This is a genomic window from Parapedobacter sp. GCM10030251 (assembly GCF_042666505.1).
GTDB lineage: Bacteria > Bacteroidota > Bacteroidia > Sphingobacteriales > Sphingobacteriaceae > Parapedobacter.
In genome coordinates this window covers 128,323-150,315 of record NZ_JBHTDN010000005.1, presented here as the reverse complement: position 1 = coordinate 150,315, position 21,993 = coordinate 128,323, and the positions used below count along the sequence as shown (strand labels likewise).

The 21,993-nt window shown below is 48.5% G+C and carries 20 protein-coding genes; 9 read left to right on the top strand and 11 right to left on the bottom strand.

What is annotated here, in order from left to right; translation table 11 throughout:
• The 3 genes from ACFQRK_RS15585 to ACFQRK_RS15575 all read right to left on the bottom strand — a co-directional run.
• Positions 1 to 1,084 (bottom strand): hypothetical protein (locus ACFQRK_RS15585; RefSeq protein WP_379008337.1); only part of this gene is annotated, 1,084 nt, incomplete at its 3' end.
• A gap of 297 nt (positions 1,085 to 1,381) precedes the next feature.
• Positions 1,382 to 2,707 (bottom strand): DNA recombination protein RmuC, encoded by a 1,326-nt coding sequence (rmuC, locus tag ACFQRK_RS15580; RefSeq protein ID WP_379008638.1) that lies wholly within the window; start codon positions 2,705 to 2,707, stop codon positions 1,382 to 1,384.
• Positions 2,708 to 2,710: 3 nt separating this feature from the next.
• Complete coding sequence (locus ACFQRK_RS15575) at positions 2,711 to 3,892, bottom strand: formimidoylglutamase (protein ID WP_379008335.1); 1,182 nt, start codon at positions 3,890 to 3,892, stop codon at positions 2,711 to 2,713.
• A gap of 140 nt (positions 3,893 to 4,032) precedes the next feature.
• Here ACFQRK_RS15575 and ACFQRK_RS15570 point away from each other — a divergent pair, with 140 nt between their 5' ends.
• Positions 4,033 to 5,016, top strand: a complete 984-nt coding sequence (locus ACFQRK_RS15570) for an NAD-dependent epimerase/dehydratase family protein (protein ID WP_379008332.1) — start codon at positions 4,033 to 4,035, stop codon at positions 5,014 to 5,016.
• A 2-nt stretch (positions 5,017 to 5,018) separates the two neighbouring features.
• Positions 5,019 to 6,311, top strand: a complete 1,293-nt coding sequence (locus ACFQRK_RS15565) for an HAD-IB family phosphatase (RefSeq protein WP_379008329.1) — start codon at positions 5,019 to 5,021, stop codon at positions 6,309 to 6,311.
• On the opposite strand, the gene ACFQRK_RS15560 is transcribed toward ACFQRK_RS15565, so the two are convergent.
• Positions 6,295 to 6,885 carry a 5-formyltetrahydrofolate cyclo-ligase gene (locus ACFQRK_RS15560; protein WP_379008326.1) on the bottom strand — a complete coding sequence of 197 codons (591 nt, stop codon included), beginning with the start codon at positions 6,883 to 6,885 and terminating at the stop codon, positions 6,295 to 6,297. The two genes, ACFQRK_RS15565 and ACFQRK_RS15560, sit on opposite strands and share 17 nt — an antisense overlap.
• A gap of 97 nt (positions 6,886 to 6,982) precedes the next feature.
• Here ACFQRK_RS15560 and ACFQRK_RS15555 point away from each other — a divergent pair, with 97 nt between their 5' ends.
• Positions 6,983 to 9,064 (top strand): RagB/SusD family nutrient uptake outer membrane protein, encoded by a 2,082-nt coding sequence (locus ACFQRK_RS15555; protein WP_379008323.1) that lies wholly within the window; start codon positions 6,983 to 6,985, stop codon positions 9,062 to 9,064.
• Between the two features lie 121 nt (positions 9,065 to 9,185).
• On the opposite strand, the gene efp is transcribed toward ACFQRK_RS15555, so the two are convergent.
• From efp to ACFQRK_RS15525, 6 genes are all read right to left on the bottom strand, one after another.
• Positions 9,186 to 9,746, bottom strand: coding sequence for an elongation factor P (gene efp, locus ACFQRK_RS15550; protein ID WP_379008320.1), 561 nt, complete (start codon positions 9,744 to 9,746; stop codon positions 9,186 to 9,188).
• A 67-nt stretch (positions 9,747 to 9,813) separates the two neighbouring features.
• Complete coding sequence (locus tag ACFQRK_RS15545) at positions 9,814 to 10,431, bottom strand: ATP-binding cassette domain-containing protein (RefSeq protein WP_379008319.1); 618 nt, start codon at positions 10,429 to 10,431, stop codon at positions 9,814 to 9,816.
• A 3-nt stretch (positions 10,432 to 10,434) separates the two neighbouring features.
• Complete coding sequence (gene lpxA / locus ACFQRK_RS15540) at positions 10,435 to 11,229, bottom strand: acyl-ACP--UDP-N-acetylglucosamine O-acyltransferase (RefSeq protein ID WP_379008318.1); 795 nt, start codon at positions 11,227 to 11,229, stop codon at positions 10,435 to 10,437.
• Positions 11,226 to 12,635, bottom strand: a complete 1,410-nt coding sequence (locus ACFQRK_RS15535) for a bifunctional UDP-3-O-[3-hydroxymyristoyl] N-acetylglucosamine deacetylase/3-hydroxyacyl-ACP dehydratase (RefSeq protein WP_379008315.1) — start codon at positions 12,633 to 12,635, stop codon at positions 11,226 to 11,228. Before ACFQRK_RS15535 ends, lpxA begins: the two co-directional genes overlap by 4 nt.
• 45 nt (positions 12,636 to 12,680) lie before the next feature.
• Complete coding sequence (gene lpxD, locus ACFQRK_RS15530; protein ID WP_379008313.1) at positions 12,681 to 13,721, bottom strand: UDP-3-O-(3-hydroxymyristoyl)glucosamine N-acyltransferase; 1,041 nt, start codon at positions 13,719 to 13,721, stop codon at positions 12,681 to 12,683.
• 49 nt (positions 13,722 to 13,770) lie between these two features.
• The gene (locus ACFQRK_RS15525) at positions 13,771 to 15,000 is read right to left on the bottom strand and encodes an HD domain-containing protein (protein ID WP_379008311.1); all 1,230 of its coding nucleotides are present in this window, start codon (positions 14,998 to 15,000) and stop codon (positions 13,771 to 13,773) included.
• 148 nt (positions 15,001 to 15,148) lie between these two features.
• Between ACFQRK_RS15525 and ACFQRK_RS15520 the strand changes: the two genes are divergently transcribed.
• The 6 genes from ACFQRK_RS15520 (at position 15,149) to ACFQRK_RS15495 (ending at position 20,603) form a co-directional block, all read left to right on the top strand.
• Positions 15,149 to 16,702 carry a PglZ domain-containing protein gene (locus ACFQRK_RS15520; protein ID WP_379008636.1) on the top strand — a complete coding sequence of 518 codons (1,554 nt, stop codon included), beginning with the start codon at positions 15,149 to 15,151 and terminating at the stop codon, positions 16,700 to 16,702.
• A 23-nt stretch (positions 16,703 to 16,725) separates the two neighbouring features.
• Entirely contained in the window at positions 16,726 to 17,139 is a 414-nt protein-coding gene (gene tsaE, locus ACFQRK_RS15515; RefSeq protein ID WP_379008309.1) for a tRNA (adenosine(37)-N6)-threonylcarbamoyltransferase complex ATPase subunit type 1 TsaE, read from the top strand.
• A 67-nt stretch (positions 17,140 to 17,206) separates the two neighbouring features.
• Positions 17,207 to 17,764: an RNA polymerase sigma factor gene (locus tag ACFQRK_RS15510; RefSeq protein WP_379008307.1), complete on the top strand. Its 558-nt coding sequence runs from the start codon at positions 17,207 to 17,209 to the stop codon at positions 17,762 to 17,764.
• Positions 17,751 to 18,542, top strand: a complete 792-nt coding sequence (locus ACFQRK_RS15505; protein WP_379008304.1) for a hypothetical protein — start codon at positions 17,751 to 17,753, stop codon at positions 18,540 to 18,542. Before ACFQRK_RS15510 ends, ACFQRK_RS15505 begins: the two co-directional genes overlap by 14 nt.
• A gap of 23 nt (positions 18,543 to 18,565) precedes the next feature.
• Positions 18,566 to 19,480: an outer membrane beta-barrel protein gene (locus ACFQRK_RS15500; protein WP_379008302.1), complete on the top strand. Its 915-nt coding sequence runs from the start codon at positions 18,566 to 18,568 to the stop codon at positions 19,478 to 19,480.
• A 61-nt stretch (positions 19,481 to 19,541) separates the two neighbouring features.
• Entirely contained in the window at positions 19,542 to 20,603 is a 1,062-nt protein-coding gene (locus ACFQRK_RS15495) for an ABC transporter ATP-binding protein (protein WP_379008299.1), read from the top strand.
• Here the strand turns inward: ACFQRK_RS15495 and ACFQRK_RS15490 are convergent.
• Entirely contained in the window at positions 20,600 to 21,949 is a 1,350-nt protein-coding gene (locus ACFQRK_RS15490; protein WP_379008297.1) for a TolC family protein, read from the bottom strand. The two genes, ACFQRK_RS15495 and ACFQRK_RS15490, sit on opposite strands and share 4 nt — an antisense overlap.
• Positions 21,950 to 21,993 lie beyond the last annotated feature (44 nt).

Here is a 21,993-nt window from a genome sequence, read left to right as displayed (position 1 = left end):
TGACCAGCGTGACGTGCCCGTCCCCGTTGTCCACCAGGTCGATGTTGCCCTGTCCACCGGCCAGTTCGTCGATTGCTGCCTGGACCTCGGTTGCCGTCAGGCCGCTGTTTGCGTTGCTGTATGCGATGTTGGTCGCTTTAAGATCAACAGCTTGCTTTATACCTAGTGAATTGGTATAAGTAAGTATTCCCGAGGTAGCGTCATAAGTCAGGCCGGTTTCATTCATTGGGATTGTCAGTACCGTCCCATCCTCAGCTGTATAAAGAAGTGTATTTGCCGCTTTATCGTAGGTCAACCGCCCAACATCGAGATTGAACGTGTGCGAAACACGATTCTCGTCCACATAAGCAAGTACGTGTGTATCGGAATCGTAAGACAACGTGGTTACGGTTTCGAACTGATCCACAACATCCGAAAGATTAAACTCTTGAAGTTGGCCTAAGGTGTTGACGTATCTCAATATACCTAGCGAAGGATCGTAGGTAAGAGATGTATTGTTAAGCGGAATGTTGGTGATCGTTCCATTTTCACTGGTATAGGCAAGCACATTCGTTTGATCATCAAACCTCAACGTTCCGACGTTCAGGTCTAGCGTATGCGGGGTTCCGTCCTCGTCCTGGTAGGATAGCTGGTGAGCAACCGCGTCGTAACCGAGCACCGTCACCGTCTCCACTGCCTTTACTACTTCTTCCAAATTGATGGTATGGGTGCCGCCTTTTATATCGACGTACGTAAGCTCATAGGTAACGGGATTGTAGTTAATGGGCGTAACGCCTCCTCCGGCTACTAGTATCCAACGGTTACCGTTGTTGTAATAAATACCGGGAACCACATCATTCACAGTGGCCGTATTGTATACCATCATACCAGCACGATGCTGCGACAGCGGAGCAGCATCATCCGATTGGATTAGCCGGACCCTAGCGTGTAGCAGCCCTTTGTTGGTACTTTCCAATTCCAGCAGTGCGTCTTTATCCGGTAACACTTCACCGGACAGCGTATTATCTTTTACTTTCTGCTGGGCGAATGCGGGGAAGGAGGAAACGGAAACTATTATTAATATGAAAAGTAAATTTTTTTTCATAGAAAAATGTTGACTACAAGCTTAGAATATCTTTTGGCTTAATGCACAGATATTTAAGGTTCAAAAATATTACAGGTCGATACGGTAACGGCGCAAGATTGCCGACGCTTCGCAGATTATTTTAATTGTATGCTATTCATAAGTAAATGGTAGAAGTAAGGCATAAAGGTGAGAACTTTTTACAAGAAAACCATAAACAAGGGGCTTAATTTTTTAAGTCTATCTCTTTATAAATGCGTAGTACTTAAGCCATCCGTGACCGAGGAAAGGGAAGCGACTGATCCGGGGAAATTAATTTCAATCATTTAGCAGGTCTCCGCCGATCTGTTTGCTTGCCCGAGCGCCAAGTTTCTTGAGTTTCTCCACTTTGGCCACGACATTACCCGGACCGGTGCCAAGTTTGCGCGTTGCGTCTTCGTGGGCGCGTACCGCACGGTTGAGCTGCTCACCCACTTTTTCGAGATCCTGCAGAAATCCCACGAACTTATCGTACAAGGCACCGGCTTCTTTGGCGATTTCCAATACATTGCGTGTCTGCCGCTCCTGTTTCCACATGCTGGCGATGGTACGTAGGGTAGCTAATAAAGTTGAAGGGCTGACGATGACAACGCGGCGATCCCAAGCGTCGCTGAAGAGCTCTGCTTTATAGGTAATGGACAGGCTGAATGCCGACTCAATGGGCATAAACAACAAAACAAAGTCGGGTGAATGGATCTGGTAAAGGTCATGGTAATTCTTTGCAGACAGGCTTTTCACATGGTTTTCGACAGACTGGACGTGCTGTTTGGCGAATCTTTCACGATCATCGTCCGTTTCTGCATTCACCCATTGTTCGTAAGCGAGCAGGGATACCTTCGAGTCGATTACCAAGTGCTTCTCATCCGGCAGATCAATAATTGCATCGGGCTGCAGCCTTCTACCCTCCTCGTCCGCCAATGCGGCTTGCAGCCGATATTCCCGATCCTTAACCAATCCCGAGCGCTCCAATACCCGTTCGAGGATGACTTCTCCCCAATTGCCTTGTTTTTTGCTGTCGCCGCGCAATGCGCGCGTCAGGCTATTGGCTTCGTCCTTAATCCGTAGGCTCTGCTCCATAAGCTGCTGTACAACCCCTTTCAGGGAGTTACGCTCGGCCGCCTCGTGCTGGTAGGTTTTTTCTACTTTTTCCTCGAACGTTTTGATTTTCTCCTTAAGAGGCGTTAGGATCTGATCAAGCGATTTGCTGTTGGTTTCGGTGAACCGCTGGGTTTTTTCTTCGAGTATTTTATTGGCAATCACTTGAAATTCTGTATTGAATTGCCGCTTTATTGTTTCGATTTCCGCTTTTTGTTCCTGCAGTTTTTCCTGCTGGGATCGGTAGTAGGCACGGGTGGTTTCGAGCAATTTTTCGGATTCCCGCAGTTGTTGTTGTTCTTCGTGCAGGAGCGCAGTAATCCGTTCTTTTTCAGCAGTGAGATTTTCTACCTGTTGTTCGGCACGTGCTAATTGGATCACCCATGCTTCCCGCTCCCGGCGTATGGTTTCGGGGTCTGATGCGGGGGCGCTCGATTGCGGCCGTTTGAGGAACAAAATCACCGCAATCGCGAGGATGACAACGGAGATAACGAGCGCGTATAATTCCATCACCTATACTAACTTCTGATGTGTTTTCCACCAAAGATCGGGCATTTCTCCCGAAACGGCCGTTTGGTAATCTTCATAACGACAGGGCGTAAGATAATACCGCTCGTTGACTGATTGGGTGCCCGAATAGGGAACTTGCATCCACCAACGGTCTGATTTCTTGCTTTTTATGAAGACCAGTTCATAGGCGTCGTTGTGTACCGTAGTGCGATAGGTAATATAGGCCGATTTAGGAACGAGAGGCGCATCGTGCTTACGGCTGTAAAAACCGTCGATGAAATACCAGATCATCTGTGCCATAAGGATGGCCGTTTGTCCGCGGTTATCCAGCGAGGGATTGTATTCGTAAAAGCCGACCGAAGTGAGTTTATCGCTCATGCCCGCATATCGGCATACTTGGCAGGCTTCGTCACCGAACAGCCCATTGGGCGTGGCGTAGGCGTTGCCGGGCGCGTCTGAAAACCGGATGGCGTTGACGTCAAAACTCAGCATATCCGCCGCCCGGATGATGGGCTCAACCTGGCCAACCTGACCTGCAATCAAACCCAGGCGTATGGCTGTAAAATAGAGCTTTTCATACATGGCAATCGACTCTTTGCTCACAAAATAGGTTTGATAGGATAAATTATTCAAATTGAACAAGTAGTCGGGCTCGTGGAGGATAATGTGATTGAGATAAGTCAGTGAATTGAGCGGAGCGCCTTCGGTATTGTTTTGATCAAGGTCAAACCGTGAATCTACAACGGCTACCTCCACCTTTTGTTCGAGTTTCTCATACGCCAGGTATTGGGCGTAAGTTAGGTCTTGCCCACCGCCAATGATGATGGGAATGGTGCCGGAGCGAATCAATTCTTCGCAGACCGTTTTGACGGCCGCATAGGTGTCTGTGACCGTTTCTCCGGCTTTTATATTGCCAAGATCAGCCAGTCGTAGTTTATACTCCCCCTGATAAAGCGGATAGAGGTGCCGACGGACTGCGTCGGCCGCGTCCCTGCACCCGGTATTTCCGATCGCCATCCGGTCATCCAAAACGCCAAATAGTGCTAAGTCTGGTTTTTCGTCTTCCAAATCGGGAAACGTTTGGTCGAAAGCACGTAGGGAAGCCCCGATCTGTGAGTTGAAAAAGCCGTCCTCCGGCGTAAAGTCCTGCAGGGAGATGGGGGAGAAGAAAACGGAAAGGGACATGGTAGTCGTCTGTTGTTTGGCAAATTATCCAGCAAACTTACGTAAAATGCGTTTACTGCCCAAGAACCATTTTATTTCAGTATAGGGAATATCCATTTATTCCCTTACTTTTGAGGCGTTATATCAACTATTCTAAGGCGGTGGTTTTAGTAACAGGCGGTACAGGTTTTCTTGGCTCCATTCTTATCAAACAATTGATCGAAGCAGGATTTCGGGTCCGCGCGACGAAACGGGAGTCATCTGTTTTGCCACGACCACTGGAAGGCTTGTCGGGGTTGGAATGGGTAAATGCAGATGTGAACGATTTCTTTGCGTTGGCCGATGCATTTGACGGGGTAACTCAGGTATACCATTGTGCGGCCGTTATTTCTTACCACGCTGCCGACCGAAAGCGGATGATGGCTGTCAATGTCGAGGGTACGGCCCATGTGGTGACGCTCGCCCTTGAACGTGGAGCTCGATTATTGCATGTCAGTTCCATCGCGGCGGTGGGACGGGGCAAAAATGGGCGCGATATCACGGAAGAAGATTTATGGGAATACGACCCAAATCAATCCGGCTACGCGATTGCTAAATATGAAGCCGAGATGGAAGTATGGCGGGGCATTGCGGAAGGGCTGGAAGCCGTGATCGTCAATCCGTCGTTGATCATCGGGCCATCTGCCGCAACCGAGGGAAATGGAAGCAGCGGATCTATTTTCGCCCAGTTGCAGGGAGGACTAAACTTTTACACAGCCGGTTCGGTCGGACTGATCGACGTTGAAGACGTTGCAAAGGCGATGGTGCTGTTGATGGAAAACCGAACCATTCGCGGACAGCGGTTTCTGCTGAGCAACGAAAACATGAGCTATAAGGAGTTGATGACGCGTTGCAGTGCTTACCTCGGGCGGTCAGCTCCCAAGGTCATGGCGACGGGTTTTATGCTTGAACTAGCTTGGCGAGCCGCGAAGGTGCTTTCCCTATTCAGTGGGAAAAGACCCCTTTTAACACGAGAAACCGCTCGTGCAGCAAATTTGCAGATGCGGTTTTCCAATACGAAAATTGTTGAAGCAACGGGTATGGCGTTCAAACCGATCGACGATACGTTGCGCGAAATATGTTACAGACTTTTAACCGTACAGTAAAATTGGACAATTATTACATTATCGATTTTGACAGCACCTTTACCCAGGTGGAAGCGTTGGATGAATTGGCGCGCATTTCATTGGCCAGCCATCCTGCCAGGGAGTTGATTTATGCAGAGATCGATCGGCTGACTAACTTATCGATGAACGGTCAGCTATCTTTCCGTGAAAGCCTTTCGGGCCGGGTACGATTGCTGGAAGCCAACCGTGACCACCTGAAGAAGCTAGTAAGCATACTTAAAAAGAAAGTTTCCCCGTCATTTCTCCGCAACCGTGAATTCTTTAAGAAGCACAGTGACAGTGCATTGATTGTGTCGGGGGGATTTAAAGAATTCATCGTTCCGGTGGTAAGTCCTTATCATATTAAGCAGGAAAATATTTATGCCAACACGTTTACGTTTGATGAGCAGGGAAATATAACTGGGTATGACGAAAGCAATCCCTTGTCGGAAGAAGGGGGCAAAGTGAAGCTTTTACGGCAGCTGAAATTGCCGGGCAAAATTTACGGTATCGGCGACGGCTATTCGGATTTCCAGCTGAAGGAGTCAGGGCTTATCGAGCGATTTTTTGCGTTTACGGAGAACATTGAGCGAAAGAGCGTATCCGAGAAAGCCGATCATGTGACGCCAAGCTTCGATGAGTTTTTATATGTGAACGACCTTCCCCGGGCGATCTCCTACCCCAAGAATCGCATTCTCTGCCTCATTGTGGGCGATGTGCCGGAAATTTCAGCACACATACTTAAGCGTGACGGTTTTTCCATCCGGATCAAGCAAACGTTTGAGGAAAAATACGTCAAAGATGTCGGGATGCTGCTGTTGGGGAAGAACATAAAACTGGATGACGACCAGCTGGCAAGAGCCGATAAGCTGAAGACCATCGGTTATTTGGGTGATAGTAAACACCAGTTGAACCGGGAAATTTGCAATGAAAAGGGAATCGTTCTTTTCGACGACAAAAAGGGAAAGAAACGGAACAGTGAGTTTATTCCGCGCCGTATGGCTGACTTTATCAACAGAGGTGATACCTATATGAGCCGAAATTTCCCCAATCTGTTGTTGCCCAAAATCGAAAAAGCACATCGACTGCTTCACATTCATCGGAACGTACCGGGGGTAATGGCACACATCAATCAGGTTTTTGCCGATAGCCAAATCAACATTGTCGCCCAATTCCTGATGACCAAGGGAAGCATCGGCTATGCCGTTACCGATGTTGATGCGCAATACGATAAACAGTTGCTCAAACAACTCAGGCAGATAGAAAACACCATTAAATTCAGGGTGCTGTATTGAATTCCCAAATTTGCTGTGGGGTTATGCAGCAATCAAGCGGGATATCAAATGCATTGATGTCGCTGATGACCGGCTCTGCTTCAAACAGTGAAAGGCCCATCTTTACCGTCTCTGGACGGCACTCGGCCAGGAAGCGATCGTAGAACCCTTTCCCGTAGCCTACGCGGTTTCCCCGGACGTCAAAAGCAAGGAGTGGGACAAACGCGGCGTCTATTTCCAACGAGGAAACGGCGATCCCGTTTTCCGGCTCAGGAATTCCCCAATGATTATGTTTCAAGACCGTAGTATCGTCCCAGATGAAATGAAGCATTTCAGAGGCCACAGGATCGGTTCGGGATAGTATCAACCGTATATCTGGATGAGCGCGCCGCAACCATTCGGCGATCGCATAGGTGTCCGGCTCGCGGTTGCCTTCAATGGGAAGAAATAGGTGAACGGTCGAGAACCTAGTCATATCCAGCCGATGAATCTGTTCCATCAACCGACTGTTCAATACCTGGAATTCGTCAGCAGAAAGATTGATCCGTCTTTCGCGATAACGTTTGCGTAGCTCGTGCTTACTGGGGGATTGCATCGCCCAAAAATACTCACTTGCGGGTATTTTTTTGTGTTTAACGGGGCACTAATTTAGCCGCATCCAGAAAAACAGTTTATTTACTAAATCTTAAGTCATGAGAAAAATAACCCGAGCTGCCATCGCGGCGGCAACCATTATCCTTGCTTTTGGATGCAAGAAGGACCCTGTGGCTCCGCCGGAAGACCCTCCACGCGAACCGGAAGAAGTAATTAACGGTCTCGTTGCTAGCTTGGAGACGGCAGACAGCATCCGTGTTTTCGTCGACGCATTGAAGGGGCTTGAGCTCTCCGCTACGGACGTCGAAGAGGGCATTACGGTGTTTGCACCGTTGAATGATGAAGTCGCGCGAGCGCAGCAAGCGCTTATGATGGGTAAAAAATCTTCCATACAAGCTTTTGCGACCGAAGACCTTACATCTTCCGTGTTGAAAGATCACATTGTAAAGGGAGTCATTAAACTTGCAGACTTAACGAACGAACGGATTTTGACCAGCCTAAGCGGAAAGGAACTGAAAGTAAGCCGTGTTGGGCAGAAGGTTTGGATAAACGGCGTTCAAATCGGTAGCGAAGTGATTGGAGCGACGGGCGATCAAGTTGTATATTCGGTGAAGACGTTGCTTTCGGGGACGTCTGTCGATGACGAACTACAGACCACCTCTCTGGAAGTCGTGGTTTGGGATGCCGCTGCTTGGTCGCCGGATAAGCCTTCGGGTGTCAAGGCAACAAGCGGAACGGTATGGCTGTATGCTAGTCAGCAAGACTACGCCAACAGTGTGGTGGCGTATGAAGCGGAGATTGACACCGGGAAAGCGATTTTCGAGGATATCAAAGCGGGTACTTACTACATAGAGGTGGAGTATGGCGATAAGTATAACATCTTTTATGAAGGTGAACAGGCGCAGGACGGATATTATTTGGGAATGGCCGCAGCAGGGATTTTTCGGTCACAAAGCGACGTTGATGGATGGGCCGATCAACCGGATGCAGCAGTAGGAAATTTCAAATGGACAGACGCTAATTCGGATGGTGTAATCAATGCCGACGACCTGGTAAAAATGCCCTATGAGAATGCCGAGGTAAAGGATGGAAGGGTTAAAACCGTTGAAGTATTTGTGGGATATAACAACAACGCCGCACAGAAGCCACTGACACCCGAAGAGTTTATTGCGCAGCTAAATACGGCTCATGGCCGAATTGGAGCATGGCAAAAGGAGCTGGCAGTGGCCGATGCCTTGCTGAGCGGGGAGGCAGTTTCAGACACATTAGGTGCGGCGTTGAACGGTCAATTCGCGCTGCTGAACAACTTTTCTTTTACGTCGGCAGCCCCGGTAATCAACCAGCTTTGGCAAGGCGGTTATTCGGTTATCCACTCACTGAATGCGATTGAGAGCCGTGCTCCGCAGGCGGCAGAATTGGAAACGTTGCGGTTATTCAGGGCCTATGTCTATATGCAACTGATGCATTATTTCGGACGGGTTCCCCTAATGACGACGGAAAATCAAGGAACAGATCTTTCCAATTCCGATCCGGATGCCGTTTATGATTTTATTGTTGCGGAGCTAGAACAGGCCAGTGCGCAGTTGCCTCAACGGGCAATGGGTGGTGGTGTTTCCAAGGGAACGGCCCAGGCGCTGTTGGCGAAGGCCGCTTTGTTTAAAGGCAATGTCCAACTAGCTGTTACATTGACGGACCGGATGATCACGTCGGGAGCCTATGCATTGGAAGCCAATACGGCCCAGATTTTTCGGCAGGGCAGCAGTGAGGTTATTTGGGATCATTCTGAGCTCATGAGGGAAGATGTAAAACGGTTCTTCTATAACCGCAGCGTGTTTCCCATCATTCGGTATACCGAAGTGATGCTCATGAATGCGGAGGCTAAGGCGGCGACAAATAAGCAATCGGAAGCCGAGCAGGTTTATAATCTGTTGGCTTCCCGACGGGGAATGAGTCCGATTGGCGAACCCGTTTCCAGCCAGGGATTTGCCGATTTATTGCAGGCGCTCTGGAAAATTGAAATGCCGAAGGAGGGAAGCCGGTTTGTGAATTTGGTCCGTTGGGCCAAAGCCGCCGAAGTATTGGGCAGTAAGGGATATATGGAAAATAAAAACCACGTATTGCCTATTCCGCAAGTGGTTATGGATGCAAATCCCAATATGCTACAGAATACCGGCTACTGATAAAGCCGAACCCGGCCTGATCGCTTAGATCGGCCGGGTTCGTTTTCCGGAAAAAAAATCGGCCTTGAAGCGGGGAGCCCCAAGACCGAATAATCAACCTAAACCTAAAAATTTAATTTCTTTATTTTACGCGTTCAATATAGTCGCCAGAGCGTGTGTCAACCTTCACTTTATCCCCTTGATTCACAAATAGCGGCACCCGTATCTCGACACCGGTTTCTACTGTCGCGCTTTTTAAGGCATTTGTAGAAGTATCACCTTTAACCGCCGGCTCTGTATAAGTAATCTCTAATTCCACTGTGGTAGGCGCTTGCGCCATAATCGGCTCGTCGCTTTCCATGGCTATCAGCACCTGCATACCTTCTTTCAAAAAACGTGCCGAACTGCCGAACAGGTGTTTTGGAATATTGAATTGCTCAAATGTGTTGTTGTCCATCACGACGAAGGTATCCCCATCTTCGTATAGGTATTGGTAATCACTGGTCTCTACACGGGCAATTTCCACTTCCTCATCGGTCCGGAAACGGTATTCCACCAATTTTCCGGTTTTTACATTGCGCATTTTAGCTTGGTAAAACGCCCGAAGGTTCCCCGGTGTCCTGTGAATGTATTCTTCAACGGACACCAACTCACCATTGAAGCGTAGGATGTTGCCGGTTTTTACTTCTGAAGCTTTGGACATACTATTAATCTGTTACGGTGTATAAAAATGTGGGATCAAAGATACGAAACAGGCTCTCTATTTGCAATTATTTATAATCCACGATGTTAATCAAGTTCTCACAAAACCCATATTCCCTTTCCTGGTTGGAGCAAACAATCACGAGCCGTGCCGCCCGTGTTTCGGTCACAAGATTCAGGTACCAGTCGATCCCCTGTTGGTCCAGGTTACTCGTGGGTTCGTCCAATAATACAAGGGGAACGTCGGAACAGCAGGCCAAGGCTAGTTTTACCCGTTGTTTCATGCCGGAAGAAAAATGTCGGATTTGCCGATCCTTGGCATGACGAAGACCCAACAACTCCATGAGCGCATCTTCATCGAAACCGCTTAGGTAGTTTTTGAGCGCAAAGTGGAAGCGGACTTGTTCGGCAAGCGTAAACTCTTCGATGAGCTCCATATAAGGCGCCGCCAACGAAAGATATTGGTAGATGGATTCAGGGTCGATTTTTTTTTCGGCATCGGCATAGTGGACTCGGCCAGCGGAAGGGATCAAGCTAGCAGCAACAACCTGTAGGAAGGTGGATTTACCCGATCCATTCGGTCCCAGAACGGCATAGCTTTGACCTGCTTCGAATCGATAATCGATGTGCCGGAAAACCCATTCACGATTGAATCGCCTACCGATGTCCTCCAAAGCGATGTACATGCCTCAAAGTATTCCTTTGCTTTGGCCGAACCCTTTCATGACCCCCCTGTTGGAGTTCCGTACGAAATCAAGTATTTCATCCCGTATTTCCGTGGGTTTGTATTCGGCCTCAATAATATCCAATGCTTTGGTAAGGTTGTTGTTTTTTACGAACAGTACCCGGTAAATATCTTGTATTTCGTTGATCTGGTTAGATGAAAAGCCTCTCCGCCGCAGGCCTACGGAATTGATTCCGACATAGGCCAAAGGTTCCCGGGCGGCTTTGACAAAGGGAGGTACGTCTTTGCGCACCAGAGAACCGCCAGCGATAAAAGCGTGCGAGCCGATGTGGCAGAACTGGTGTACGGCGACCATACCTGCCAATACTACATAATCGCCCACGGTGATGTGGCCGGCGAGTGTGCTGCTATTGGAAAAAATACAATTGTCTCCGACGATGCAATCATGCGCGATGTGACTATACGCCTGAATCAGACAGTTTTTCCCGATTACGGTTTTCCATTTATCTTTCGTACCCCGATTAACGGTGACACACTCCCGGATTGTGGTGTTGTCTCCAATTTCGGCAGTGGTTTCCTCGCCATCGAATTTCAGGTCCTGTGGGATACCTGAAATGACGGCGCCGGGGAATATGCGACAGTTTTTGCCGATTCGCGCGCCATCCATAATGGTAACGTTGGACCCGATCCATGTGCCCTCTTCGATCACGACATCTTTATGGATGGTAACAAAGGGTTCGATGACTACGTTACCGGCAATCTTGGCCTGTGGGTGTATATATGCTAGGGGTTGTATCATGATGCTTGGCTCTCTTTTACTTTTACAATCTGAGCCATCAGCTCTGCTTCAACCACTATTTTTTCGCCGACCATGCCTACGCCTTTCATCTGGGCAATGCCCCTACGGATGGGTTCGAGGAGATCGCAGCGGAAAATAATGGTGTCCCCCGGGTTCACCTGTGCCTTAAACCGGGCGTTTTCGATTTTAAGAAAGAGCGTTAGGTAGTTTTCGGGATCGGGCACGGTGCTAAGGACCAGAATCCCGCCGGTTTGAGCCATCGCTTCAATTTGCAGAACGCCCGGGAAGACCGGAGCGCCCGGGAAATGTCCCATGAACAGATCCTCGTTCATGGTCACGTTTTTCAGTCCGACGACATGCGACTTGGTCAGCTCCAGAATTTTATCGACCATCAGGAAAGGTTGCCTGTGGGGCAGAATTTTCATGATCTGGACGGTGTCGTACAGTGGCGGCATATTGGGATCATATACTTTCACGTATTTGCGTCCCTTTTCTTTTTTTATCTGCGCTTTGATCTTTTTGGCAAAGGCCACGTTGGCGGCATGGCCAGGCCGTGCAGCCATGATATGGCCCTTAATAGGGCGTCCAACCAGTGCCAGGTCGCCAATCATATCCAGCAGTTTGTGTCGTGCCGGTTCATTTTGATGACGCAGTTCAATGTTATCCAATATACCTTCCTTAGCTACGTCGATGTCTTCGCGGTGGAATAGTTTCGCCAGGTGACGCAGTTCGTCTTTACTTACCTCTTTGTCGACGACCACGATGGCATTGTTGAGATCTCCCCCCTTAATGAGGTTGTTTTTCAACAGCATCTCAAGTTCGTGGAGAAAGCAAAACGTACGGGATGAGGCGATATCTTTGGAAAACTCGTCGATGTTACTGATGGAGGCGTGTTGGCTACCCAGCACCGGCGAGTTAAAATCAATCATGCAGGTAAAGCGATAGCCATCCAGGGGCATCGCTACCATTTCGACCTTCCGATCGGGTTCGGTATGGTGAATGTTATGTGGAATTTCGTAATAATCGCGATCTGCTAGCTGGTCAACATAGCCGATTTGCTCGATCGCCTTGACAAAGGGAGCGGAACTGCCATCCATAATGGGGACTTCTGGGCCGTCGATATCGATGAGTACGTTGTCGATCTGCAGCCCCACCAATGCCGCCATCAGGTGTTCAATGGTACTTACACTGGCTCCGTTATGGGAGATGGTCGTTCCGCGCGACGTATCGGAAACGTTGTCAGCATCGACGAGAATGGTCGGTTGCTTTTCGAGGTCAATGCGCCTGAACCGATACCAATGTTGTTCGGGAGCCGGTTTCAGGGTGATGGTGACGGGTTTACCCGTATGGAGCCCGACACCTGAAATACTGATTTCTGATTTGATTGTTCGTTGTTTTACGTTCATCGTTGTCAATTGGCTTATCCGTTGGTAGGCGGAACAGCACTTCGTTTATTTTGATAGTTCTTTTGCTAATAGTAGTTGCTCCAATTCCTCCAGGCGGCGCTCCAATTCGGGTAGGCGGGAATATACAACCTGCGACCGCATCTGCGCATTATAGGGAGCAGCGGGGCTGCCCGACCATTTTTTACCGGCATCGGCGATGGTACGGTTTACTCCGGATTGGGCTTGTATCTGGGTTCCACTGGCGATGTTGATATGTCCCACGATACCAACCTGTCCGCCAATTACGGCATTTTCACCGATTTTCGTGCTTCCCGAAATACCCGATTGTGCGGCGATTACCGTGTTTTTGCCGATTTCTACATTGTGAGCCACTTGGATAAGGTTGTCCAATTTCACGCCTTTCCGGATAATTGTTGAACCCATTGTAGCCCGATCTATTACCGTATTCGCTCCGATTTCTACGTCATCCTCAATGATCACATTCCCGATTTGGTTGATCTTGCTATACGTTCCATCTTCTTGTGGGGCAAACCCAAAACCATCGCTGCCAATGACCGTGCCGGAATGGACGATTACATGCTGCCCGATTATGCAGTCAAAATAGACGGATACCCCGGGGAACAGCGTGGTATCGTTCCCTATTTTAACGTTCTCTCCGATATACACATGCGGATATATTTTGCAGTTATCTTGAATGACCACGTCCTTGTCTATATAGGTAAAAGCACCGATGTAGACATTTTCGCCAATTTTGGCAGTCGGGTGGATAAATACGGGACTTTCAATGCCGGTTTTGTCCAGCCGCATTTTATTGTAGACCTCCAATAACATGGAAAAAGCGGAATAGGCATTTTTTACCCGGATTAACGTACCTGCTACGGGTTTGTCCAGCTTCAGATCCTGATTGACGATAATGACTGACGCTTGGGTTGTGTATAAGTACTGTTCGTATTTCGGATTAGACAAAAAAGAAAGACTGCCGGCCGTCGCCTCTTCAATTTTGGCCAGTTGCTCCACCATCACATCGGGGTTCCCCTCAAGGGAACCATTCACGAGCGTTGCTATTTGATGTGCGGAAAATTGCATCTGCAAATGTATAAGTTTAAACGATATATATTAAAATTTTTACTGGTTATCAGCTTATTAATTCTTTGGGAAAGGATATGGCGAATTTCCGCACTTTCCTCGATAGCGTCTCTAAATTGGACAGATCAGATGCCTCTGCAATATCCTGTATGCTACCGTCTTTCATTAAGATCTTAATATTACTGCTATTTAGTTCGTAAGCACTGTTTTCAATTAATTGCGTCCATACATAATAATCCACATGAGCCGCATCTATACCAAAGTAGGTTACCGCCCGGGCTTTCATATCATCGATAAACCGACTATCCAGCTCACTGCTGTGCAGTTCGGTGTGGTACAAGGAACGTTTCATGAGCCGTGAACACAACATCTGCAAGATGGGGTCTTCATGATACGCCCAAGTTTTCACGGCCGACAAGATGTCTGTGTCATCGAGACGTGAAAAGTGAACCAAATGTGACACATTTTCGGTGAAATTCTCTCGGGTAATCTTGTTGCGCAAAAAATGTTCCAAGGATGGTGAAGCAAAAAGAGAAATGCCACTTCCATATAATTCTTTCGCCCGTTGCAGGATTTTCAGTAACATTTGCTCAGCGCCGAGGACCGTCTTGTGCAGGTAAACCTGCCAATACATCAGTCGCCTGGCGATCAGGAATTTTTCAATGGAATAGATCCCTTTATATTCGATGACCAGTTCGTTGTTAACCACAGTCATCATTTTAATGATCCGGTCAAAACTGATTACCCCTTCAGCTACGCCCGTAAAGAAGCTATCCCGACTAAGGTAGTCCATACGGTCGAGATCCAGCTGTCCGGACACCAGTTGATGCAGGAATTTCTTGGGGTGGCGGTTGTTAAAAATCTCAATCGCTAGGTCAAGCCTCCCGGCAAAGACGTCATTGAGCTCTTTCATCATCAAGGCGGAAAGTAGCTCGTGGGATACGCCTTCAACCAACGTGTGTTCCAGGGAATGGGAAAACGGACCATGACCGATATCGTGTAAAAGAATGGCTACGAGGGCAGCTTCCTCTTCGGCGTCGGTGATCACAGCCCCTTTGCCGCGAAGGGTCTCAACCGCCAATGCCATCAGGTGCATGGCGCCCAACGCGTGCTGGAAACGGGTATGCAGGGCCCCTGGATAAACCAAATGCGTCATGCTGACCTGCTTAATGTAGCGCAGGCGTTGGAAGTACGGATGCTGTATCAGGTCAAATATAAAACCGGATGGAATGGATATGAATCCATAAACAGGGTCGTTGATTATCTTCTTTTTATTCAAAGTTTGTTCGCACTGCTGGAGGCGTTGTCTCCCAAAAGTATACCGGCAAAGATACGGTAGATGCCTGTTAATTTTTGTTAAAAATGTAGATGCCGGCAAACTTTTCGCTATGTTCGCGATTATTTCAATGGATAGAAACGGAGCCGGCATGCAAGAGACGAATATATTATGGGCAGATGACGAAATCGATTTGCTGAAACCGCACATCATGTTGTTAAATGAAAAAGGGTATGGGGTAAAAACCGTAACGAATGGTAACGACGCGGTGGATGCTTTCAAAAAAGGTTTTTACGATTTAGTGTTCTTAGATGAAAACATGCCGGGCCTTACGGGCTTGGAGACGCTTTCGGCATTGAAAAACATCAACCCGGGTATACCCATGGTGTTGGTCACTAAAAATGAAGAAGAACATCTGATGGAAGATGCCATCGGTTCCAAAATAGACGACTACCTCATCAAGCCGGTAAATCCTAAACAGATTTTGCTAACGATTAAGAAGCTGACGGAAAATAAACGGCTTATCAGCGAGAAGACGTCGATGGCCTACCAGCAGGACTTCCGAAATCTGGGTATGATTTTGAACGATAACCTGAACTTCGAACAATGGGCGGATGTTTACAAAAAGCTGATTTATTGGGAATTATCTCTTGAGAAACTGGAAGATGCAGGGATGCACGAAGTGTTAACCTTGCAGAAGGCTGAGGCGAACATGCAGTTTTTCAAGTTTATCGAAAAAAATTATCTCCATTGGGTAAAGGAGCCTGAAAAAGGCCCCGTTATGTCTCATCAATTATTCCGCAAGAAGGTTTTTCCGACTTTGCAGGAACACCGGCCAACATTTTTCTTCCTCATCGATAACCTGCGGTATGATCAATGGCGGGTGATCAATGACGTGATAGGGACGCATTTCCGCTTGGAGGAGGAGGATAGCTATTACAGCATCCTGCCGACGGCTACCCAATATGCGCGCAACGCGATATTCAGCGGGTTGATGCCGCTCGAAATGGAGCGGCAACATCCGGAGCTTTGGCAGAATGATGAAGACGAGGGCGGGAAGAACCTGCACGAAGATAAATTTCTTGCCGATCAGATTAAGCGCCTATATCGTAAAGAATGCAAACATTCTTACCATAAAATATTGACCTTGGAACAGGGGCGAGACGTGGCCGACAATTTAAGTAACCTGATGGGGAACGACCTCAACGTATTGGTATATAACTTTGTGGATATGCTTTCGCATGCCCGCACGGATATGGCTATGATCCGCGAATTAGCCAATGACGAGGCTGCCTATCGCTCGCTTACGCTTTCCTGGTTTGAGCACTCTCCCCTGTTGGATGCATTAAAGTGGCTTGCTCAAAAGCAGGTGCGTGTGATCATCACCACTGACCATGGTACGATCCGGGTGAAACGCGCCAGTAAAGTTATCGGTGACCGTAATACCAACACCAATCTCCGCTATAAGCAGGGGAAAAATCTCAACTACATTGCCAAGGATGTTTTCCATGTGAAAAATCCGCACGATGCGTTGTTGCCGAAGCTGCATGTGAGTTCCAGTTTTATCTTTGCGAAGGAGGATATCTATTTTGTATATCCCAACAATTACAATCACTTCGTCAACTACTTCAATGAAACGTTTCAACACGGCGGCATCTCGTTGGAAGAAATGATCATCCCGTTTGCCACCTATACGACCAAGTAAGCAAAAAGCGTATTTTTGCACACATGGTTATTGAACTGGCGAATTTAGCGGAATTGCCGGAAGTGGCTGCCCGCGTGCTGGCAGCCGCCGGCGGAAGGCGCGTTTTTCTTTTTTATGGGGAAATGGGCGCTGGAAAGACGACACTTATTAAGGCGCTATGCATACGACTGGGCGTTGTGGATGCCACTTCCAGTCCTACCTTTGCCATCGTTAACGAATATACCTCTCCTGAAGGACCCATCTACCATTTCGACTTTTACCGTATCAAATCCGAACAAGAGGCTTTTGACCTGGGCTACGAAGATTATTTTTATTCTGGCCGCTACTGCTTGGTGGAATGGCCGGAAAAGATAGCTGGGCTACTACCCCCCGACGCAGTTTCTGTGAAGATCACGGTCCAGACGGATAATGCACGGCGGATCGAGATCGCGGATTGAAATTAATGTGCATTTTCCGTGCAACCTTTTTGCCCTTATTACCATCTTAGTAGTAAATACACGTAAGTTGGAGCAAACAGTTACCGTCGAGAACTTGTATGAGGGTTGTAGGACAGGCAACCGACATGCACAAGAAAAACTGTACCATGCCTTGGCGTCAAAAATGCTGGGAGTTTGCTTACGCTATGCGCGCAGTACGTTTGAAGCAGAAGACATGCTCCAATCGGGATTTATCAAGGTGTTTCGACACATCGATAGTTATCGGGGAGCAGGTTCATTTGAAGGATGGATACGAAGGATTATGGTAAATACAGCAATTGAGACTTATCGCAAAAACCTACGGAACGGGTTATCCGTTGAGATAGAAGAGGTATACGAGGACACCCAGCACACGTTCTCCATGGATGTGCTAGAGTGTGAAGATCTGCTTCGATTGATCCAAACCTTGCCCGAAGGCTATCGCTTGGTCTTTAATATGTACGCGCTGGAAGGCTTCTCGCACAGGGAAATTGCCGAAACCTTGCAGATTAGCGAGGGGGCGTCAAAATCCCAGTTGTCAAGGGCAAGGGCGTGGCTGAAAGAAAAATTAAAGCAATTGGAAGGAGGGAGCTATGAATCCAGGTGAGAACAATGCGTTTGATAAGCAGCTGCAGGAAAAGTTTGAAGGCTTCCGGCCCGAGGTTTCCAAGGGTTTGTGGGATAAGATCGCTGTGCAACTGGATGCTGACGAAGCCCGTTTTATTGTACGGACGCCCGTAAAGCGACGTCGGTTAACAACGTGGTGGATGGCTGCTGCGGCCATACTGGCGGTCTGTGGCGTGCTTTATTGGCAAAATCGACCAGTAGCCGTTACGTACTTACATGCGCATGTGGATACGACGGTGGTGCCCGGGAAAAACGTCGCCGAATCGCCTAAGTCTATAGAGGTCGCGGAGCCCGTTGCGGAACCCTTGGACCTGGAACGGCTGCGGAAGGTATTTGCAAAAAGGAGTCACAAGGCAAAAACGAAGGGAGATCAACCACCTGTAAGAGAAGAAAGGCGGCAACCAGAGGAAGCCTCTTTTGCCAAGGCTATCGAATTTGAGGAGCGGGCAACGGGTGAGTTGGGAAACCTTTCGACTGACAGGTTCTTGCAGCGGCCCCCGGATAGCTTGGAAGCCGTAATCGCCGGGGTGCCAGATATCGAACCCTTGGTGGTACTGGAAGAGGAGGAAGAAACGATGCTTGCGGCAACGGAGGGAGTCAAGCAGCCTTTTGGGCTGAGCAACATCCTGAATTACGTGGTGAGCACGGTTGATCAACGTGACGAAAAACTGGTTACTTTTTCGAACGATGAAGAAGGATCATTAAAATTGGATTTTAACTTTGGCTTGGCCAAAAACAGAAAGAAGAAACTTAAATAAATCAAACCTCATAATTAGATACGATGAAATACATTAGCCTTACCGTGTTGTTTTGCGCCACTTGTTTTCTGGCGCCCGCACAAGAGAAGAACCGGCTTGACAGCCTCCGGAAAAACAGACGAACCGCTATCGATACCGTCATCATGGAAGACGTGAACACCGGAGAGAAGCGCAAGGTACGTATCCTTATTCCCGGGAAGGACGAAGGGGTAATTACCATTGAAAAATCGGAAAAGACCTACGAGTATGCGCCTGATGACGAACCGTGCGGCAAGGCATCGCATACCGAGGATGACACGGAGAGTACGCGGAAATCACGGCCCATTTACGGAGTCACGTTTTCACGGATTGACCTGGGGCTGGTCAAGCTAATAGATAACGGCAGCTTTACGCTATCTGATGACAACCGGGATTTCAGGTACCGCCCGGGCAAGACGGTTAATTTTGGGTTTGATTTATTACAGGCGGGTTACCGGTTCAATGACAACTTTCGTATTTTCTTATCCGGTGGTTTCGACTGGACTTATATACGACTGCGAGAAAATATAGACTTCCAAGAGAACACCACGCCGCTTACGTGGGCATATTCCGATGTCGATTATGACAAGAATCGGCTCACTTCTACCTACTTGCGCCTGCCGCTGACATTCGAATTCCGCAGCCGGAGTTACAGTGGACTTGGGCGGCTCCGTTTTGCCTTTGGACCGGAGGGAGGCTTTCTATTAAAAGGTACGCAACGATTCAAAAGCGAGGAGCTGGGTAAGCAGAAATTCAAGGACGATTACAATTTCACGCAGTTCCGTTATGGCGCATTTGCGAGGTTTGGTGTAGGTCCATTCGGGATTTATGGCAAATACTATTTCAACGATCTCTTTGAAAACAGTCCCAACCAGGCGGGGTTGCAGAACTTCACCTTCGGGCTGATGCTTGGTTTTTAACCGGCTATCAATATATTTCGTATTTTTGTGCCGTCCCGATAGGTATCGGGACGGTTTTTTTATGGCAATCATCCCCGCTTCCCCCCCATCCTGTTCGGTGCCCAACGATGTGCTGCGTGAAGGCCTTCCGCTGATACATGGAACAAATGTAAGCCGGTCCTTTCCAGGCAAGGAGGTGACTGTGGCGGTCCGAGGACTTTCTTTCGGAATTGAGGAGGGCCGGATTACCGCAATCATCGGCGAAAGTGGAAGTGGCAAAAGCACGATGTTGAAACTTATTTATGGGTTGCTTGAGCCAGATGACGGAGAAGTGCGCTATCGGGGCTGGCGGGTTCCCGGTCCGAGGGAAAAACTTATCCCGGGCCATGATGCGATGCGCATGGTATCTCAAGGGTTTGACGACCTGAATACGTACGCCAATGTGTGGGACAATGTGGCTTCCCAATTACCGAATACCGATCTGGAAGCAAAATTCAAGAATACAGAGCGTATATTAAGCCAACTGCGGATTACGCATTTGAAGAAGCAGCGTATCGCGGATTTGAGCGGAGGGGAGAAACAACGGGTAGCCATTGCCCGTGCGTTGGTTAATGAACCCGAGGTGCTGTTGCTGGATGAACCCTTTAATCAAGTGGATGCCTCGTTTCGGGAAACCCTCCAAGCGGATATCCGGAACATTGTGGCCGACACTGGGCTAACGGTCGTGCTAGTGTCGCATGATCCGGCGGAGGTACTTTCGATGGCCGACGAGCTTATCGTATTGCGGAATGGGCATCTGGTGGCCATGGGTAAGCCGGCGGAGTTATACAACCATCCTCCGAATGCGTACGCGTCAAAACTGCTTGCCAAGAGCAATGTCCTGAAGGCGGAGGAAGCCGCTTTGCTGGGCGTCAAAGGCGCTACTGCGATAGCCGTTCACCCCGAGTGGCTCGTATTGCACGCAGATCCGAATGGAGCGTTTGAGGTGTTGGCTGTACGATTCAAAGGATTTTACGAAGAGTTGTCGATCGGTAACGACTCATTACAGGTGAACGTTATCAGTCCCACGCTGGGTCGCTATCCCGTTGGCTGTAAGGTAGGTCTGTCCGTTTCAACCTATCAGCCGCTTTCCGAGTCGGACTAGTCTATCTGTGGCAAGATCATGTCCCCATGGTAATAATCGACGATCCGTTGACGTAAGTGCCACTGATAACGAGCGATAACTAAATTAGCGGTGGCGTTGTCTAACTTATTTTTGGCAACCAGGTATTCCACGGAGTTTATCGCTCCGGCATTGAAACGTACTTCGGCAATACGGAATGACTCGGCATAATTTTCCACCTGTTCCACCAAGTTTTTGTACTGCTCTTTGGCTGCGTCCAGGTTAAACAAGGCTTGGTTGGAAGCTTGCTGTAATTCATTCCGTCGTGTTTGTTCACTGTTTTCCGCGTCCAATAAGTTCAGTTTCGCCCGGGCTACGTTGTTGCGTACCTGCAACCGGTTTAAAATGGGAATGGACAGCGTAAATCCCAGGTTTTGGCCAATGCGATCTCGCACCTGATCGATATACGCCCCGTTGCCGTGGATATAACTGCTGGACAGTCCGGCTCCCATGGACAGGGACGGAAAATAGGATGAGCGCGCGGCTTTTAATCCAAACTGCGCTCGTTTTGTCCAGTTTTCAGCTGCTTTAATGACGCCCAGACGGTCAGACGCGATCTGATAGAGTTGTTCACCCGTAAGGGCGTCGTTCGCAGTCATCGGCAATTCCTGAAAAGAGACAAGCCTGGTTTCTGCGTTGTAAGGAAGATTGATCAACCGGAACAGCGCTATCAATGCTTCGTTAAGTTGGTTTCTGGCTTCATTCAGGTTGTTGAGGTCATTTGCATATTGTCCTTTCAGGTCGTAATAATCGCCCGGATTTGAAGCCCCTTGGTCGAACAGTAGTGTACTCCGCTCCACTTGGCGCCGCGTTACGGCGGCAAGGCTGTCCGCTTGGGCAACTACATCCCGTGCGGCGAGCGCTTGAATATAGGCACGGGTGACAGTAAGTGCCATCTGCTCCCGGGCATACTGTTCATCCAACTGGGTTGCCCGGTATGCGTAGGCTTGTTGGGTGATGTTGTGGAACATTCGCAGTCCGTCAAAAAGCACCAGGGAACTGCTTACGCTTTGGTTGCCATAGCGATTGGTTACGTTGTTGAGGTATTGGTTGGTCTCGGGGTCTATGACGCGCCCGACTTCAAAGGAATGGCCGAGGCGTGCATTCAAATCGGGAAGCAGATCGTTTTTTGCCTGACGCAAATCAATGGCTTGGCTTTGGGTTTGGATACGGCTTTGCTGGACTTCGAGGTTTTGTTCCAAAGCCAGCTCGATAGCTTGTTCAAGGGAGAGAGTATCTTGAGCAAAAGCTGGCAGCGTGGTCAGACCGGCCATTGCTCCTAAAATCAGGGAACGGATACAACTTATATAACGGATACGATTGAACATTTCATTTTTTTGTTTGGCATAACGCCATGCATAGTTTACGCCAA

Excerpts from the sequence above, each read along its gene's own strand:
- ACFQRK_RS15560 (WP_379008326.1), bottom strand. The coding sequence starts at position 6,885 with ATGCAATCCCCCAGTAAGCACGAGCTACGCAAACGTTATCGCGAAAGA.
- ACFQRK_RS15500 (WP_379008302.1), top strand. The coding sequence starts at position 18,566 with ATGAAATACATTAGCCTTACCGTGTTGTTTTGCGCCACTTGTTTTCTG.
- rmuC (WP_379008638.1), bottom strand. The coding sequence starts at position 2,707 with ATGGAATTATACGCGCTCGTTATCTCCGTTGTCATCCTCGCGATTGCG.
- ACFQRK_RS15520 (WP_379008636.1), top strand. The coding sequence starts at position 15,149 with ATGCAAGAGACGAATATATTATGGGCAGATGACGAAATCGATTTGCTG.
- tsaE (WP_379008309.1), top strand. The coding sequence starts at position 16,726 with ATGGTTATTGAACTGGCGAATTTAGCGGAATTGCCGGAAGTGGCTGCC.
- ACFQRK_RS15505 (WP_379008304.1), top strand. The coding sequence starts at position 17,751 with ATGAATCCAGGTGAGAACAATGCGTTTGATAAGCAGCTGCAGGAAAAG.
- ACFQRK_RS15490 (WP_379008297.1), bottom strand. The coding sequence starts at position 21,949 with ATGTTCAATCGTATCCGTTATATAAGTTGTATCCGTTCCCTGATTTTA.
- ACFQRK_RS15575 (WP_379008335.1), bottom strand. The coding sequence starts at position 3,892 with ATGTCCCTTTCCGTTTTCTTCTCCCCCATCTCCCTGCAGGACTTTACG.
- lpxA (WP_379008318.1), bottom strand. The coding sequence starts at position 11,229 with ATGATACAACCCCTAGCATATATACACCCACAGGCCAAGATTGCCGGT.
- ACFQRK_RS15495 (WP_379008299.1), top strand. The coding sequence starts at position 19,542 with ATGGCAATCATCCCCGCTTCCCCCCCATCCTGTTCGGTGCCCAACGAT.
- ACFQRK_RS15535 (WP_379008315.1), bottom strand. The coding sequence starts at position 12,635 with ATGAACGTAAAACAACGAACAATCAAATCAGAAATCAGTATTTCAGGT.
- ACFQRK_RS15545 (WP_379008319.1), bottom strand. The coding sequence starts at position 10,431 with ATGTACATCGCTTTGGAGGACATCGGTAGGCGATTCAATCGTGAATGG.
- ACFQRK_RS15555 (WP_379008323.1), top strand. The coding sequence starts at position 6,983 with ATGAGAAAAATAACCCGAGCTGCCATCGCGGCGGCAACCATTATCCTT.
- lpxD (WP_379008313.1), bottom strand. The coding sequence starts at position 13,721 with ATGCAATTTTCCGCACATCAAATAGCAACGCTCGTGAATGGTTCCCTT.
- efp (WP_379008320.1), bottom strand. The coding sequence starts at position 9,746 with ATGTCCAAAGCTTCAGAAGTAAAAACCGGCAACATCCTACGCTTCAAT.